At 54.6% G+C, this 15,938-nt stretch carries 12 protein-coding genes; all 12 read right to left on the reverse strand.

All coding sequences use genetic code 11. From position 1 onward, the window contains the following. Positions 1-144: 144 nt before the first annotated feature. Positions 145-1,374: a beta 1-4 rhamnosyltransferase Cps2T gene (gene cps2T, locus C7820_RS13675; protein ID WP_116231338.1), complete on the reverse strand. Its 1,230-nt coding sequence runs from the start codon at positions 1,372-1,374 to the stop codon at positions 145-147. Further along, a complete protein-coding gene (locus C7820_RS13680) occupies positions 1,371-2,780 on the reverse strand; it encodes a glycosyltransferase (protein ID WP_116231339.1) in 1,410 nt (469 codons plus the stop codon). Before C7820_RS13680 ends, cps2T begins: the two co-directional genes overlap by 4 nt. After that, the gene (locus C7820_RS13685) at positions 2,777-3,997 is read right to left on the reverse strand and encodes an O-antigen ligase family protein (RefSeq protein WP_116231340.1); all 1,221 of its coding nucleotides are present in this window, start codon (positions 3,995-3,997) and stop codon (positions 2,777-2,779) included. The genes C7820_RS13680 and C7820_RS13685 overlap by 4 nt, the downstream gene beginning before the upstream one ends. Before the next feature lies 1 nt (position 3,998). Continuing rightward, the gene (locus C7820_RS13690; protein ID WP_116231341.1) at positions 3,999-5,261 is read right to left on the reverse strand and encodes a glycosyltransferase family protein; all 1,263 of its coding nucleotides are present in this window, start codon (positions 5,259-5,261) and stop codon (positions 3,999-4,001) included. Continuing rightward, positions 5,261-6,478 carry a polysaccharide deacetylase family protein gene (locus tag C7820_RS13695; protein ID WP_116231342.1) on the reverse strand — a complete coding sequence of 406 codons (1,218 nt, stop codon included), beginning with the start codon at positions 6,476-6,478 and terminating at the stop codon, positions 5,261-5,263. The genes C7820_RS13690 and C7820_RS13695 overlap by 1 nt, the downstream gene beginning before the upstream one ends. Before the next feature lie 39 nt (positions 6,479-6,517). Further along, positions 6,518-7,639 (reverse strand): GNAT family N-acetyltransferase, encoded by a 1,122-nt coding sequence (locus C7820_RS13700; RefSeq protein WP_076168505.1) that lies wholly within the window; start codon positions 7,637-7,639, stop codon positions 6,518-6,520. A gap of 51 nt (positions 7,640-7,690) precedes the next feature. Beyond that, complete coding sequence (locus C7820_RS13705) at positions 7,691-8,821, reverse strand: GNAT family N-acetyltransferase (RefSeq protein ID WP_181909020.1); 1,131 nt, start codon at positions 8,819-8,821, stop codon at positions 7,691-7,693. Continuing rightward, complete coding sequence (locus C7820_RS13710) at positions 8,818-10,302, reverse strand: lipopolysaccharide biosynthesis protein (protein WP_116231344.1); 1,485 nt, start codon at positions 10,300-10,302, stop codon at positions 8,818-8,820. The genes C7820_RS13705 and C7820_RS13710 overlap by 4 nt, the downstream gene beginning before the upstream one ends. Beyond that, the gene (locus tag C7820_RS13715) at positions 10,292-11,410 is read right to left on the reverse strand and encodes a glycosyltransferase (RefSeq protein WP_116231345.1); all 1,119 of its coding nucleotides are present in this window, start codon (positions 11,408-11,410) and stop codon (positions 10,292-10,294) included. The genes C7820_RS13710 and C7820_RS13715 overlap by 11 nt, the downstream gene beginning before the upstream one ends. A gap of 70 nt (positions 11,411-11,480) precedes the next feature. Then, positions 11,481-13,484, reverse strand: a complete 2,004-nt coding sequence (locus tag C7820_RS13720; protein ID WP_116231346.1) for a heparinase II/III family protein — start codon at positions 13,482-13,484, stop codon at positions 11,481-11,483. Beyond that, positions 13,484-14,755, reverse strand: coding sequence for a UDP-N-acetyl-D-mannosamine dehydrogenase (wecC, locus tag C7820_RS13725; protein ID WP_116231347.1), 1,272 nt, complete (start codon positions 14,753-14,755; stop codon positions 13,484-13,486). Before wecC ends, C7820_RS13720 begins: the two co-directional genes overlap by 1 nt. Positions 14,756-14,836: 81 nt before the next feature. Beyond that, positions 14,837-15,733, reverse strand: a complete 897-nt coding sequence (gene galU / locus C7820_RS13730; protein ID WP_116231348.1) for a UTP--glucose-1-phosphate uridylyltransferase GalU — start codon at positions 15,731-15,733, stop codon at positions 14,837-14,839. Positions 15,734-15,938 lie beyond the last annotated feature (205 nt).

Below are 15,938 nucleotides of genomic sequence, written 5' to 3' on the forward strand. Positions count from 1 at the left end.
AAGTCCAATGCTATTGTATTCGGGGCAGACTTGCTTAGCTTTGGACATTTCCCTAGGGCCGCTTGCCTATTTTACTTGCCGCAAGTTCCATTTAGCCAAGCGCTGTACCCTGACGAATGGGCCCAGTTTACTTCACAATTTACTTCACAAAGGTGTGGTCGTCCCTTTGGTGCGCGCCAGCCGGCGTCCGCCCGCCTGCTTCGCCGGCACATAATCGTTCCCTTGAAACAGCGTTTCGTAGGATTGCACGATAAGATCCCACGAATATAAGCTCCGGATCCGGTGCTTCGCCCGTTCTCCAAGCTCCTCCAGCTCTTCATGACTCCACGATTCAGCCTCATCAATCAGCCTGCTCAAGGCGCCGGATTCACTCGAAAAATAGTGACAGCTCTCCCCGCCGACTTCCCGGTTGAATACGACGTCAAACAAAAGGTTCAGACGTGTCGATGCCAGCGATTCCAACAGGGACGGGTTCGTTCCGCCCACTTCATGACCATGGCAGTATCCGTATGCCTGCTCCCGGATCTTTTTCAAGAGCGGCTGCTCGTAGACGGTTCCTACAAATTTGATCCGCGGATCCGAATCGAAACCCGTTCTCAGCCTCAGCTCGTCATAAAACGGCTGCTGCTGGGCCCCCGTCACAATGACCAGGTCTTTGGCGGTGCCCGACTTCATAAACTCGCGGATCATCAATTCATAGTTGTTCTCCGGAACAAAGCGGCCGATGACCAAATAATAGCCGTATTTGGACAATCCGAACCGGTTCATCCAATCCGTAAACCGGTGATCCTCATCGTCCAGCGGCGACGGCGTCACGTCCGCCCCGTAGGCGATAAAGGTGGTATTCGGCTCATACCGGGCGTACATGTCATGAATGTACTGCTCGATCCCGCGGGAATCGCAAACGAGAAGATCCGCGTGCTTCACCATTAGCCGCTCGGACCACTTCCAGTAGCGTTTGACGGGTGCGCTCCATTTTCCCCGCTTCCATTCATGACCGTCAGGATTGACGAACACAGGCACCCCCAGCTTTTCGAGCTGCCTTTTTAGAATATAGAAAACAGGGCCGATCCGGCAGGCCAATACATAAACGATGCTGTTCTCAAGCCGATGGGTTTTGATATATTTCACGCACTCCAGCAAGCTGAGCACATCGTAGACGACCGCCCTTGCACTTCCCATCCTCGGTGTATGCACCGGAAAGCAGCGCGCATCCTGATACACAAATTCCTCTGCTTTGCGGTCGGACAGGCAGGCGACATGATACTTTGTATCCCCGTCGGTCTTTCTTCCGGTCAGCTGGTCGACGAAGGTCTCAAACCCGCCGTACTTCGCCGGTATTCCTTTCGAGCCAACGATAAACACGTGCTTCATTTGACCACGACCTCTTCTCCGATTTGAAGATACCATTCATAGATATCCTGGGCATGGCGCTTCATGGACAAGTCCAGTTCGCTGTTCACGATGCTGCGGTTCGCCGCGGCGAGCAAATGCCGATTGGTCAGCAGGTGCGTAAGACGCTGCGCCAGATCCGCGGGATCAGGCTCAAAAATCCATCCGTTGACTCCGTCTGCGATCATATCCTTCACGCCCGCCTGTCTGGAGACCAGCACCGGTACCCCGTGCGACAGCCCTTCCAGCCCGACGAAACCGAACGTTTCCTTCCATACGCTGGGGACGATCAGCAGATCGGTTTCCGCAAAAATACCGGCAAGCTGATCCGGTTCGTAGCGGCCATGAAAGGTGCAGTGTTCGGCAGGGGGTGCCGATGCCGGGATGCCGTCATTTCCGTAAACGTGAAGGTGCCATTGGCCCGCTTGGGTATCCGGCAGTTGATCCAGCGCCTCCTGCAGCAGGAAAAATCCTTTATAGCGGTCAACCGGACCCAAATAAGCGATGCGCAGGGGTTCATCCGCGGAAGGAAATGATTTTAAGACTCTCCGGTCGGCCATATGGCGGTGGCGGATGGACAGGACTTTTCCTTTCACGTTCAGGTAAGCCGTAAAAATCTCCTTGGCCACCTGGCTGTTGAAATGAAACTCGTCGATCATTTGATACATTTCCAAGTAATAGCTTCTGAGCTCTTTGTATTCGTTGGCCCGTTCCGGATGAATCATAGGCTTGGAATCCCCCGCTTTCCTAGGCATTTGGCTGGAAGTGCTGGAAGTGCTGGAAGTTCGTTTTTTCACGGCCCTGCGGGCCTTTTGCAAAATCCGGCTGTTTTTCAAGCGCCTGTAGCTGTAGGACTGCATCATGTAGATCATGTGCGGCGAATACGCATGCTGGTTGCAGGAAATGCAGCTCTTTCCCTGGTCAAAATCGTCGCAGTGGTCTCCTGCCGCATTCAGGAGGTTGACCTTGGGGCAGATGCCGAAGTAGTCGTGCGACGTATACACCGTCCGGATTCTCAGCGCTTTGGCCGCCTCCAAGAGTTCTTTATGGATTCCCATCAAAGTGTGAAAATGGATCAGATCCGGCTGTACTTCCCGGAGCAGCTTAAGGAATACCTCAGGATCTCCGGCTCGGGAAAATGCGGGTGGGCGGCCGATCCCTCCGAGAAGGGGAACCGGAAGCGGATTGATGATCTCGTATACGCCGATGCCCTCATACGGAGGGTTTGGCTTTGTTTTCATTTTTCCGGACCATGTATAACGCCCCGGATACAGCAAGCTGACTTCATGCCCCTGCTGCAGCTGGGACAGCATGAGATCGACGCTGTATTTCGTCAGTCCGCCTGTTCGGTATGGGGGCAATCCGAGGGTGACATGCAGCAGTTTCATGACTTCAACTCCAAGGTCCCCGTGCTCTGAATGCCTGCGGCGGGCAGATTCTCAGCGGGAATAGGATTTGGGCTGCGGCTGTGCCGAAGCAAATAGGGATTGGCTATGATGCCATACACAATCCAATTGACCGGGTTCGTAAAATATCCTCCGGCGATTTGGTAGCTGACAATAAAGAAGAGAAGCGCGTATTTCAATATTTTTTCTTCCGGACGAACCGGAAGAACCAATGAGAGGAAGAAGACAGCGAGGAGAAGGAGCATCAGCCACCCTCCCTCGGCTAAGGCGTACATGAAGGAGTTGGAGATGACATCCACCAGCCCGAAGCCGGCATAGGTGTTATGGATCGTGTCCGTGTTCAGATTGCCGAAGCCGATGCCGAAATAATGCGTGTCCAGCAGCATCTGTTTCATGACGCGAAAGCTGACGTTAAACCGGTAGACGACCGACCCGTCATTTCCGTTCACGATATCGTTAAAGCGGAGATAGAAGCTGTTATTGCTGTTCACGACCGCCAGCACACTAAGAGCCGCCAGAAAGATCAGGGCAATCAGCCCGAGCACCCGGACCGTGCTGAAGTTTTCCTTTAAATAAAATAAGTACATCACGACACAGGCCAGGGACAGGCTGAACATCCCTCCCATGCCGGCCGAGAGCACCACGATAACCAGATTCGCGCCGATCAGCGCAAAGTGGAGAAGATTCCTGGAACCTGATTTCTCCCGCAGGGCAAAGAAAACGAGCAGCAGAACCAGCAAGGCGGCATGAAAAGAGGCTTCGCTCGGTTCGAAGTACAGAAGCGACAGCCTCGTTTTTTGATAAATATTGACCGTTTCGTCCAATCTCCACAGCCACTGCGTTTTAAACGCCAGGCTGACGGCAAGAAGGAATACATGAAGCAGGGAGGAATAGACGGCCATTTTTCTCCATACCGGTAATGGAATTTTCGATTCCTTGATTTGGATGAATAAAAAGACGTTCAGAAAGATTTTCGCGACGTTAATCACCAGTCTTGGAATCTCGATCTGGTCGTTCAGCACGATCTGCAGCAGCGCATACAGGACGACAAGGTAGATGTAACCCAGTGCTTTGACCGTCAGCCGTTTGTTTTTATAGATATCCGCGAAAATCAGGACAAGGCTGAGTAAGTACAGCAGGTCCAAATTGGCGGACAGCAGTTCATGCAGCACGTAGGAACACGACAAAATCAGCGCCATTTTATACCCTCTTTACTCTTTTTTGCGTCGCTCCACGAATGTGCTCCCCGATCATGGCCAGAATCTGCTCCGCCTGGTTCGTACGGGAAAAGGCTGACCGGCCGGAGAAATCGAACTCCCTGGCGATCAAGTCCGCCAAACCATCGGCCACGCTGTCCCGGTGATGGCCCGCGCAGATGCCGTACCGGCCGTGGACCAATTCCACCAGCTCCCGGTCGGCCGTAACGGCCAGGATCGGCTTGCACGCCCCGATATATTCATAGGTTTTGCCCGGGATGGCATAATCGCTGCCCTTGGTATGCGTAAGAATGACCGCAACGTCCGCTTCTTTCAGCAGAGACGCAGCCGCCTCATGCCTGACGCTTCCTACGATCTCCACCGTTACCCCGTCACCTGTCATATTCACATTGGATAGATCCCTGGCCGCCTGCTGGTCAAGCAGCCCTGCAACTTTCAGCTTGATCCGTATGCCGGTCCTCTCGTGAAACAGCTGCAGCCCCTCGATCAATGCATGTATATTTCGTCCTTTATAGATGGACCCAATATGAGCCATGGTCAGCTCGCGAACATTGTCGGAAACACGTTGATATACGCAGTTTCGGAACGGTTCCTCGTCGTATCCGTTGCGGATCAGCCGTATAGACGGCCGTTCTTGCTCAAGTTCATAATGCTGCCGGATCCCCTGGGACACGGCCACGATTGCGTCGGCCAGCCGGGGGATCATCCTCTCCGCCCTGCGGTAGGCCTGACGGGGCTGACCTTCCCCGATGTTATGGTTGATGATATCCCTGATCTCGATCACAACCGGAATTCCCGGCGCGATGCGTTTGATGTGGTCAATGATATACAGTCCGTACACATCCGGTATCGTTAAAAATACGGCTGATACCTCGTTCTGCTCCAGGCATGCGTCCAGCTCGCGGAAGAGGCGGATGTTCATGCGCCTGAAAGCATAGGAGCTGTACTTATAGTTCCTCCATGCCGTGATCGTCCATTTGTTTCTGAGTACACCTTCAATAAGCTGCTTGATTCCCCGGCCGGAAGGCTCCCCGCCAACCATCGTCTGCGTAAAGGTACTGCTGGGCGTATCGTATTTGTAATTGATAGCGGCAAATCGGCTCGGCGCCGGACCGCATTTCCGGTCGTTCACGACGATCAGGCGGTATTGTTCCATAAAATGCTTCATTAATCCGGCATACCGGACCGATGCGACCACCGGCGCGCCTTCGATATAATCCGAGATGACGATCATCGTCTGCTTCATCAGATTTCACCTTCCCGAATGAAATATTCTCCTTTCATGACCGGAAGGTTCGCAATCCCGGCCGTTACCCGGACTGTCGTGCCGTCAGGCAGCAGGATGCTTGCAGGATTGGACGGATCCAGCTTCAGCGAGAGCATGCCGCCGTTTCCGTATCTGGATTCGTGTTCGAGGGTAAACATCCTTTCCTCCCCCGGATAAGTCACGACCTGCACGTGATCCCGGAGGTTCACGTAATCGGCAAGCTCCGACCCGGTGCAGTACCATACGTTTTTCCCTTCCAAATAACGAAAGATCGCCTGCAGGCTGCCGCAGTCGTCAAAAATGTTGGGGGACTGCCTCTTCCCGTCGTCGCGAGCGGGGGAAATATGCTCCTGAATCCCGATGACCAGCCTGTTCTCCAGCAAATAATCCAGCTCAAGGAGCTTCCAGCGGCGAAGCGGCGTCTTTAAGAACCGTTTGGCCATCCCCTTCAAGGAAGCTTCCGGCCGGTAAATCCCATTCAGCAGCCCTCCGTCCACCGTCGAGGGAATGTCGATGACGCCGCCTACGCCAAAGCGTTTAATATCGTAGTTGGTGAGCGGATCAGGATCCCCGCCGCTGATCCGTTTCATCGCAGGGTCTCCCGCCCCCCGGTTCCAGTATCTGCACCACCAAATGAACCCCGCCCGATCAATGCTTTCATCCGAGCAATCGTTGCCGGCGTACCCGCAGTATTTGCCGCCTTTCGGCCTTTCGCCGACGGCATCGGCATAGACCGATATCCCTTCCAAGGTACGTTCCAATGCTTCTTCGGCGCTTTCGAACAGCTCCCATTCCTGTACAAAATCCTCCGGATTTGGTCCCGTCCGGCCATGGGTCGTACCATGATAGGCGAGTTCATAGCCCGGGTGCCGGTGAATGCCGCGGAAGAAAGCCCTGCTCTCCTCGTCGGCGTTGATCGGGCGTGAGGTTTGCCTGCACACCGGATGATCGGACATACCGGCCCGGACCCCTACCGGAACAAAGAAGGTGACCTTGACCTGCGGAAAATGCCGCAGGATTTGCTCATTCAAGTACCGGAAGGATGAGTTTTCTCCATTTTTGCAGTATCCCCAATCCTCCTCCAGATCGGGAATTCCGTTATGGTTGACGTCCACCCACGTATTGGCCAGATCATCGATCATAAAGAAAACAGGCGAATCGGCGCCGTTAAACCATTTGCATTTCTCCAAGTGCATGACGATTTTCCCCTTATCCCTTTCCTTCACCCTGCTGCATCAGGAATGCACAGCGGTTTTCCGGTTCAGGTACTTCAAGATTCCCTTCCCCTTTACCAGCATTCGGTACAGCCTCGTGTGAAGGCGGTCATTGTTCCACATTTGCAGCGAATACATGACGGTAAATTGATTGGTCCACCGGAACTTCCACGGGTACGAACCGGCGCCCAGATCGATGTCCGTCACCTGCCCCTGCTCGATCAGCCGGCGGATCGTTTCCAGCATCAGCACGTCGAAGACGCCGTATTTCGCATAATCGGGGGAATACCCGGTATTCCAGCCGTACAGCTTTCCCCTGTGCAGAAAAAACAGCTGGTAGGCGATCATCACGTTCGAATCCTTAAGCTCGAGGAAGGACGCAATGACCTGGTCGTTGTTCATAAATACCCGCTTGTAAAACTCCTCATTCTTTTGGTCTTCAAACAGGCTTCTGCGGTCGATCCTTCCCCTCTGCTCGTGCAGATATGCCTTCTCCTGCTTGTGAACATTGGAGATCCGGTCATAAATATCACCGCTTTGCCGGCAGTCCACCATTTTGAACTGATAATCGGTCTCCTGCTGGAGCTTTCTCAGCTTCTTTTTCGCCTTGACATTGATTCCGCTCGTATCCCACCCGGCTGCGGTATCCCATCCGCCGATCCGGATGCTCGGACAGGAGGTGAGGTACTTGATGCTCGGATTGTACCTGTCATGGCGCAGTAAAAAGTGAAGCAGCGACGTGTCGGTTGCAAGGTGCGTCAATTCGATTTTGTCCCACAGGTCGGAATGGTCCTCGATGGCTTTGAAAATTTCCTTGATAATCGCAACCGGACTGCCCTTCTGGGAATGGAGGATAAAATTGAAATAATCGCCCTTCCCCATAAAGCCGAGCACATGGCATTTCACAATTTTTTTATCCACCGTACGGATGACAAGCGGAGCGATGCCGACCATTTCGTTGTCCCGGCTGCAGCAAATAATGAACAGCTTGTTGTTCCGGTCCTCTCCAAAGGTCAGCCACCATGCGTAGTTATATTGAAAGGTGCTGTAGTAGGTCAATTCGTCGTCCAGCTCCTGCAAGCGCTCCCAATCCTCTTGTATGCTAAGGAATCCATCGGTATCGGTAACAATTTTTATACTCATGGTTCCAGTTAAACTCCTTTATCCTTGAGTCAGCTCGGCTGCCGGTAGACATTACAGCATGATTTCGATCATTCCGGTCATGATGAAAGCGGTCTGAAGCATCGTTTTGAATCCGGACAAAAACCGGTACAACCGGCCCCTGGCTTTCAGCAGATTCCACATCTTGAACGTATAGTTTACGTTGAACCGGCTGGTCCATTTAAACTTCCAGGCATAGCTGCCCGCCCCGCAGTCGAGCCGCTTGCCGAGCTTCTCCTTGAACAAATGCTCCAGCGTTTCGATCATGAGCACGTTGGCTAGGCCGTGAAAAGTCGAATATTCGGGGGCGTAACCCGAATTCCAATCGTACAGAACATCTTTGTAAAGATAGCAGATGCTGTAGTTGATAATCTCCCCGCGTTCATCCTCAAGCATAAAGACGACCACCTGCTCGTTATTGCGGAAAAGCCGCCTGAGAAACTCGTCCGTGTACTCGTTTTCAAACAGGCTCCGCCTTTCGGTCCTGCCTTTTTCGGTCTGCAGGTACTCCTTCAGCAGCCGGTGAACCCGGGCTACCCGGTCGTAGATTTCCGCGTTCTGCTCACCGGTGACGACCTTGAACCGGTAGTTCACCTGTTTGCGGAGCTTATCCCGCGTCTTTTTCATTTTGATAAAATCCTTCGTTTGGCTCAACCGCTCGTAGGTCTCATGCTCCCTGATCGGAATCACCGGACAGGATGTAAGGTACTGCACATGTTCGTTATACTGCTCATGGCGAAGCAGGTAGTGGAGCAGCTGCGATTCCTGCGTCAGATGGGTCAGCTCGAATTTGTCCCAGAGGCTGTCATGGGCATGAAAAGCGCCGAACAGCTCCTTCAGAATTTTGATCTCGCTTCCGCTCCCCCTTTCGAGCAAAAAGGTGAAATAATCCCCCTGACCGATAAAGCAAAGCGTGCTGCAGCTGAACAGCTTGCTCCGGTCACGGCGGATCATGAGCGGTGCGATCCCCACAACCCTGTTGTCCAGGAGGCAACACACGATAAAAAGCCGTTTGCCCGGGTCCTTGGAGTGGGTTTTCCACCAAAAATAATTGAACTGAAACGTACTGTAATAGGTCGCATCCGGATCCTGAAGCTCCAACCGCTCCCAGTCTTCCTGAAGGCTTTGAAACCCCTCCATATCGGTCACAATTCGGATATTCATAGCTCGGATTGGACTCCTTTCATGGACATATTGGACTTCTGCTTGAGCACCTGCCGGATCATCCCGCCCAGCTCCGCCCGGGTCACCAGCTTGCACAGCAGGCATAAATAAACGAACCCGCAGCAGAGAATTCCATTAAACAGAATCTCCAGCAGCACGGAATGGATGACCTGCATCGAGACGAAATAAATGCCGTAAATCGGCAGGGTAACGGTCAAGTACTTGTACGGAAACAGCAGGCCGAGCCCAATCGAATAATACTTGGTGCCAAACCGGTAAAACAAATAATTCGAGGCCATATAAGCGATCACGGTGGATATGGCCGATCCGTACAGCCCAAGAAGCGGAATAAGGGCCAGGTTGCAGCCGACGTTGATCAGGGCGGCCGTAATGATAATGATCGAGTACAGCTTCATTTTTCTGGCGATATGGAGCCCCAACGCATAGAAATCCGCCGCACCCGCCAAAAAATACGAAATCGCCACGATCGGGATAATGTAGTTCGCATCCCGGTATGCCTCGGTGGCGACCAGCTGCGTGGCAAGGTTGGCAAACAGCGAGAGCCCGAGCACGCACAGCCAGCCTACGAAGTTGTACAGCCTGAACATTTTACGGATCTGCTCCGGTCCGGCCGTTTCCTTGTACATGGCATATTTGAACGGCGTGAATACGGACATGAACGGGTTGATGAACACCGGATTGATCAGCATGCCGATTTTGTAACCGATGGAATACACCGCTACCGAAGACAGATTCAGAAAGCCCTGGATCAGAAACCGGTCGCTGAGGGACAGAACCCATGCGGAGACATCACCGATCATCAAACCCGTGCCGTAGCCGAGCATCATCCGCAGCTTCCGGATACTCAGCCTGAAGCGGTACTGCCGGATATGAATGAGAAAAAGCAGGACGAATACCGTCAAGTGACCGAAGAGCTGGGCCTGCAAAATACCGAGAACCCCCATCTTCAGCACCAGAAAAAAGTACAGCGCGTAGACCAGCGTGAACACTACGGTGGCGATTTGGATGCTGCTGGCGAGCAGCGCCTTAAACTGCATCGTGTAGTAGCTGGTATAGATCAAGTTATGACAGGCCAGCACCGAGCTCATCACGACATAGGGAATAAACAGATGGCTGGAGTCCGAGAGCTGAACGAACACATGGGGATAGATCCAGGGATTTACGGCCCATGTCACGAGGATAAATGCCAGCCCCCACAGCAGGGAAAAATTCACCGCCGTATTTCTCAGCTCCAGCTTGTTGTCGTATTCATGGTAAAACCGGACCATGCCCGAATATACGCCCAGCGTAATCCCGAGCGCCAGCAGCTGCTGAATGCTCAGAATGATGTCATATTGTCCGTACTGCTGCTGGCTTAAGTTGCGGGTGTACAGCGGGATGAGGATCAGATTCACCATTTGGGTCATCAGGGAGGAGCAGAAATAGGCGACGCCGTTGGAGAGAATTTTTTTATTTTCCATAGACCTCCACAGCCGGCTTGCCGCTCGGCGATTCCTTTCCTGCGATGCTGGAATACACCTGGATGAGCTCCGCTGCGTAGTCCCCGACTTGAAGGTTCTGCAGCTGATCCTTGTAATGCGGATAGCGGTCAATGATGTCGCTCACTTTGGCGGCAAGGTCCGCCAAGTCCCGGGAGCGGAACAGAACCGTCCCCTCCGGCCGTCTGCATACGTCGCTCGCCGCGCAAGGAATGCGTTCGTGCAGCGACTCCGCAATGGACATGCCGTAGCCGTCCGTGTTCGTCGGCCGGATGAATAAGTGGCTCTTCTTCAGAATCGGGTAGAACTCCGTATCGTCCACTTCATAGAACATGACATCGCCGCTGAGGCCGTACGCGTCGAGCTCCCGTTGAAGCTTCATGTAGTGGCTTCGTTCCTCCCCGGTTTGCGCGGAAACCCCCATGACCGCAATCAGCAGCCGGATCCGCCTGCCTCGTCCGCGCAGTTCCTTCATCAGCTGGATCAACAAATCGAAGCCGTACAATTCCTCCCCGCGGTAAAACCGCACATAGCCGTTGGCACAAATCGCAAAATCCGCTTCTTCCAAAAACGTGTACACTTCGGCCGGGATGGCCCTGGCCTCCTCTGCTCGTTCCGGCGGGTGAATATATGCCGGGATCGTTACGACCCGGTCATGACGAAATCCCAGTTCGCGCAAGAACCGGGTCGTATCTTCATTGACGCATATGATCAGGTCGATGCTCTTCAGGCTGCGGAGAAGAATCCGCCGCCTCAGCGGACCGGCATGCCGGATCTGATCCTCCAGGTTGACGCCGTGAACCGTGAGGATGATTTTTTGGCCAAGCCGCTTATACAGCCCAAGCAGACTGCGAAGCCGTGGGTCGATCGTATGGAAATGAAGAATGTCCCCCTTCAGAAAAGGGATCTTGAACAGAAACCGCCGGTACCGGTTCAAAGGATGGACGTGCGGACTGCGGGCCTCGCCCTTGGCTTCGTTATATATCTCATAATCGATGCCCTGCTGTTCCATGACGGCGGACAGACGGCTGAGATGGACGGATACGCCGCCGCGCGGAGGCGGAAGCGGACCGATGAATACGACTTTCATGGAAGGATCACCTCGTTCACTTGAGCTGCTGCGTTTGATTACGAAGTCAACATGTGCATCTGCTGCGATTTTATTTCCAACGGATGCGGGTGCTAAGCCCTTCCGGATGGCTGCTTCGCACCCGGATCAGCCGGCTTGGGCGCCGCACGCCATATCGTTCCGAAACCCAGGAATCTTCCAGCTGGATGGCGGACGCCCCCTCAAAATTCATATGTATCGTTACTCCAGCTTGGCGTATGAGGACGATGCCATCCCTTTGGGCTGCAGCGGCACCCGGTGCCAGCATGAATGAAGCCGTAAATTCCCTGATCTCTTCCGCTCCGAGTGACACCGAATCCAGACGGTCGGACAGCATCAGTTCCCCCTCATGAAAATCAAACACGCGCCGATGGATGACGCCGCACTTGCCGGCATAACCTGAATGGCTGCCTGCAAACAAGCCTTCCCTGAACGCATCGCAACGCGCGAATGTCTGCTCCCGCATCAGAAACAGATCGTGTTCATCAAAATCGTTTTGCTCATACCCGCCCACTTGAACGGTGTTGTGCATGCCTGTACTGCGGAACAGGTTGCGCAGCCGGTAATCGGCAGAGTAAATATAGGCGCCCGGATCGACAAAGATGTCCTGGCCGGACACCTGAAGCTCAAAGCTCAGCTGGTCGTTGTGGCTGTGGGCCCCATGGCCGCGAAAAGACAGCTCGCCGCAGCGCACCAGGCAGTACGCCGAGCTGCTGCGCAGCACATAATACCCGCCGTCCGGATATGCTGCGCAGGGCCGGCTCGCGGACGCTCTTTCAGGCGCTGCATAAGGCCGGAGCGCGGGCAGCCCGGCAATCCACAGCGCTTCCTCACGGTGCAGACGTCCGGCCCTGCGGAAATCGTCGCGGTTGAACAGCTCGCCGGCCACGGCAAGCATATGGCGGCAATCCGCCGGCGCCCACCGGCCGTAACCGGACGCGATCATCACGCGTCCGTCGTCCGCGTCGCCGACGACCGGCGTTCGCCCATCCTGCTTCATGAGGTCCAGCATGAACTCGTGCATCTTCTCGAGCCGCTTCATGTATTCCGGCGTGAATTCAATCCCGTTGCTGCGGCACCAGACCGAGGCCAGGACAAACAGCTCGGCGACGAGCCGGTGATAGGAAGTGGAAGCCTCGTAGTTCGATCCGTCCGCGTTCACCTGCACGAACATTTCCCGCTCGGTTTCCCGGATGCCGTAAGCGAGCCATTCCTTGGGGCTTGAGCCGCTTATTCCTTTGCCGCACACCTCTATATCCCCAAAATAAAGGCCCAATCCGATCAGCCCGGCGAGATTGGACAAATAGTGGTTTCCCGTATGCTCGCCCGTGTTTTCCAAATTGTCCATAATGAAACCGCCGTGCCTGTACAGCGACGCATGAAGCCGGTCCCAGAACGCTTCGGGCAGCGAAGGGCTGTCCCTGAAAAAATAAATGCCCGCAATCCAGTTGACGGCACGGATTGCCGCATCCATCGCGCAGGTCCAGTTTACCGACATTTCGGGTGGATTCTCCCGGATCCAGTCATCCAGCTGGGCTTGAAATTCAAGCGCATACGCCTCTCTGCCTGTCAGCCAATAAGCTTTTCCCAACGTAAAGACATGCTGAAAACGCGAAAGCTCCCAGGGAACCTTCACGTCAGCGCGGTTCGATAAATCGACCGTTCGGATTCGTTTATAATACCGGGGCTCCCAGCGGAATCCTGTCTTGAAATCTTCATGCCAGGGAAGCCGCTCTCCAAGGGTCACGGGACCCGATCCCAGCAGATCGAACTCATGGGCGCAGATCCGGTCCGCCTGCCGGATAATCTCCGTATCGGACCGCCCTTCGCGCAGCAGCTCCGTATACCGCTCCTTATCCTGCGGATCGAACAGGAAGCGGCCGCGGCTTCGGAATCCGCTGAACAGGCTCGGCTTCAGCACGGCCGGAGCCAGCCTGTGCCGGATGCTGAGATAGGCGGTGCGCGTTTCATCAAGCGCTTTTACCGCGACCTTGGCCGCTGCCGCATGCAGCGGCATTCTGCGCAGCTTTTTTACTTTCATCATCAGCGTGGACATCAGTGCACCCCGACCCGTTCCCGGGGCGATTCGCTGAAGAAGCCCCTTGTATCGATCACGATTTTTTCCTGAAGCAGGTTGCGGTCCATATGGGAGAAAGCGTCGTGATTCACGAGCAGCAGCACGATATCCGCCTTGCGGACCGCCTCCACCGTTTCAAGCAGCTGAACCCCGGCTTCCGCAAGCGAGGCCGGCAGAAGCTGGATGTGCGGCTCTACCGCATAAATGTCCCCGATCCGGGCCTTCGCCAAATGCTCCACGATCGCAAGGGCGGGGCTCTCCCTCAGGTCATCGATGTTCGCCTTAAAAGAAAGTCCCAGGCAGGCGATGACGGGTGACTTCAACCGTTTGGCCCGCTCCGTCACCTTATTCACCACGTAACCGGGCTTATAGTCGTTAACGATTCTGGCGGTATGAATCAGCTTGGCCTGTTCCGGCGCGGCGTGGACGATAAACCAAGGATCGACCGCGATGCAGTGTCCTCCCACGCCCGGTCCCGGCTGAAGAATGTTCACCCTGGGATGGTGGTTTGCCAGCCGGATCAATTCCCACACGTTAATGTCCAGCTGGTCGCAGATGAGAGACAGCTCGTTGGCGAATGCGATGTTGACATCGCGGAAGGAATTTTCGGTCAGCTTGGCCATCTCCGCCGTTTTGGCGTTGGTTTCAAGGATTTTCCCGCTGACGAACTGCTTGTAAAAGGCCACGGTTCGCTGGGTCGACTCGATATCGATCCCACCGATAATCCGGTCGTTTTCCACGAGCTCGCGGAGGATTTGCCCGGGCATCACCCTCTCGGGGCAATGGGCGACGTAGATCCGCCGGGCGGCCTGCTGTGGTGATCCGGACACGGTCAGGTCCGTCCGGGCGTCCAAAATCGAGCGCGCAACCATCTCGGTCGTCCCCACCGGACTCGTAGATTCCAGGATGACGATGTTGCCCGGCCGGAGGTAAGGAGCCACGGAAGCAGCCGCCTGTCTGACGTAAGACAAATCCGGCTTCTGGTTCTCCTCGAACGGGGTTGGAACAGCCAGAATAAATACATCTGCCTCCTCCGGTTCTTCCGAGACATGCAGCTGTCCGCTCTGGACGGCCGCCTTGACCATAATGTCCAAATCCGGTTCCACGATATGAACCTCGCCCTGGTTAATCAGCTCAACCGCATGCCGGTTCGTGTCCACGCCATGCACTTCAAAGCCTTTAATCGCAAGCAGACTGGCTGTCGGCAGTCCGATATAACCGAGCCCCACGACGCAAATTTTTTTGACCATATGTCCGCCCCTGCCTTCATTTCAAATGGTAATGACCTTTCTTTCACCGCACACACGGCTGATCAGGCACGCTGATCCCGGTCAAATCTTCGGTTCCACGTTCTCGATTTGCAGAATCCGGTCCAGTTCCCTTAAGAGGGGCGTCCGAAGTTCTCCCTGGCGAAGCGCAAACTGAATGGTGGTCAGAATGTACCCGAGCTTCTCGCCGACGTCGAAGCGCTCCCCTTCGAATTCATAGGCCAGACAGCGATGCTTGACGATCAGCTGCTGGATGGCATCTGTAAGCTGGATCTCTCCGCCATACCCGGCTTCCTGGTGTTCCAGCAGGCTGAATATTTCCGGGGTGAGCACATAACGGCCCATAATGGCCAAATTTGACGGCGCCTCTCCCGGAGCGGGCTTTTCCACCACTTTCCGCAGCTCAAAGGTCCGTTTGTCCGTGTCGTGAATCGCACTCGGGTCAATGATGCCGTACCGCGAGGTGTGCTCGGACGACACCTGCCCGACGCCGACGACGGAGCAGCCGTGCTTTTCGTACTGGCGGACGAGCTGCCCAATGCAAGGCGCTTCCGCGCGGACGATGTCATCACCGAGAAGCACGGCGAAGGGCTCGTCACCGATAAAATTCCGCGCGCACCATATCGCATGGCCGAGGCCTTTGGCTTCCTTTTGCCGGATATAATGGATCTCTACGGCCGACGAACGCCGAACCATCTCAAGCACGTCCAGCTTCCCTTTTTCCAGCAGGCTGAGCTCCAGCTCGAAGGAGTAATCGAAATGATCCTCAATCGACCGTTTTCCCTTGCCCGTGACGATAATGATGTCCTCGATTCCCGCCTCGATCGCTTCCTCCACGATGTATTGAATGGTCGGCTTGTCGACGATAGGCAGCATTTCTTTGGGCATCGCTTTGGTTGCCGGTAGGAAACGGGTACCGAGTCCGGCAGCCGGGATAATGGCCTTTTTCACTTTTTTCACTTGAATAAACCCCCAACTTCATAATGTTGTATCCTTCGGTTTTATGTTTTCTTCTGTTTATCAGGATGAAAGGATGAGCTATACCGCCTGCAGGCAGCATAGCTCATGCTTCCATCCGACGCATGAGCGTTACTCGGGCATTGAACCCGACCTCACATCACACTCTCGACGATAAACGTCTAAGGTATCCGAATACCCACAGCAT

It is taken from the genome of Paenibacillus sp. VMFN-D1 (genome assembly GCF_003386155.1).
GTDB lineage: Bacteria > Bacillota > Bacilli > Paenibacillales > Paenibacillaceae > Paenibacillus_AQ > Paenibacillus_AQ favisporus.

Bases quoted from the DNA above. Each gene is read 5' to 3' on its own strand.
- cps2T (WP_116231338.1), bottom strand. From the start codon at position 1,374: ATGAAGCACGTGTTTATCGTTGGCTCGAAAGGAATACCGGCGAAGTAC.
- C7820_RS13680 (WP_116231339.1), bottom strand. From the start codon at position 2,780: ATGAAACTGCTGCATGTCACCCTCGGATTGCCCCCATACCGAACAGGC.
- C7820_RS13685 (WP_116231340.1), bottom strand. From the start codon at position 3,997: ATGGCGCTGATTTTGTCGTGTTCCTACGTGCTGCATGAACTGCTGTCC.
- C7820_RS13690 (WP_116231341.1), bottom strand. From the start codon at position 5,261: ATGAAGCAGACGATGATCGTCATCTCGGATTATATCGAAGGCGCGCCG.
- C7820_RS13695 (WP_116231342.1), bottom strand. From the start codon at position 6,478: ATGCACTTGGAGAAATGCAAATGGTTTAACGGCGCCGATTCGCCTGTT.
- C7820_RS13700 (WP_076168505.1), bottom strand. From the start codon at position 7,639: ATGAGTATAAAAATTGTTACCGATACCGATGGATTCCTTAGCATACAA.
- C7820_RS13705 (WP_181909020.1), bottom strand. From the start codon at position 8,821: ATGAATATCCGAATTGTGACCGATATGGAGGGGTTTCAAAGCCTTCAG.
- C7820_RS13710 (WP_116231344.1), bottom strand. From the start codon at position 10,302: ATGGAAAATAAAAAAATTCTCTCCAACGGCGTCGCCTATTTCTGCTCC.
- C7820_RS13715 (WP_116231345.1), bottom strand. From the start codon at position 11,410: ATGAAAGTCGTATTCATCGGTCCGCTTCCGCCTCCGCGCGGCGGCGTA.
- C7820_RS13720 (WP_116231346.1), bottom strand. From the start codon at position 13,484: ATGTCCACGCTGATGATGAAAGTAAAAAAGCTGCGCAGAATGCCGCTG.
- wecC (WP_116231347.1), bottom strand. From the start codon at position 14,755: ATGGTCAAAAAAATTTGCGTCGTGGGGCTCGGTTATATCGGACTGCCG.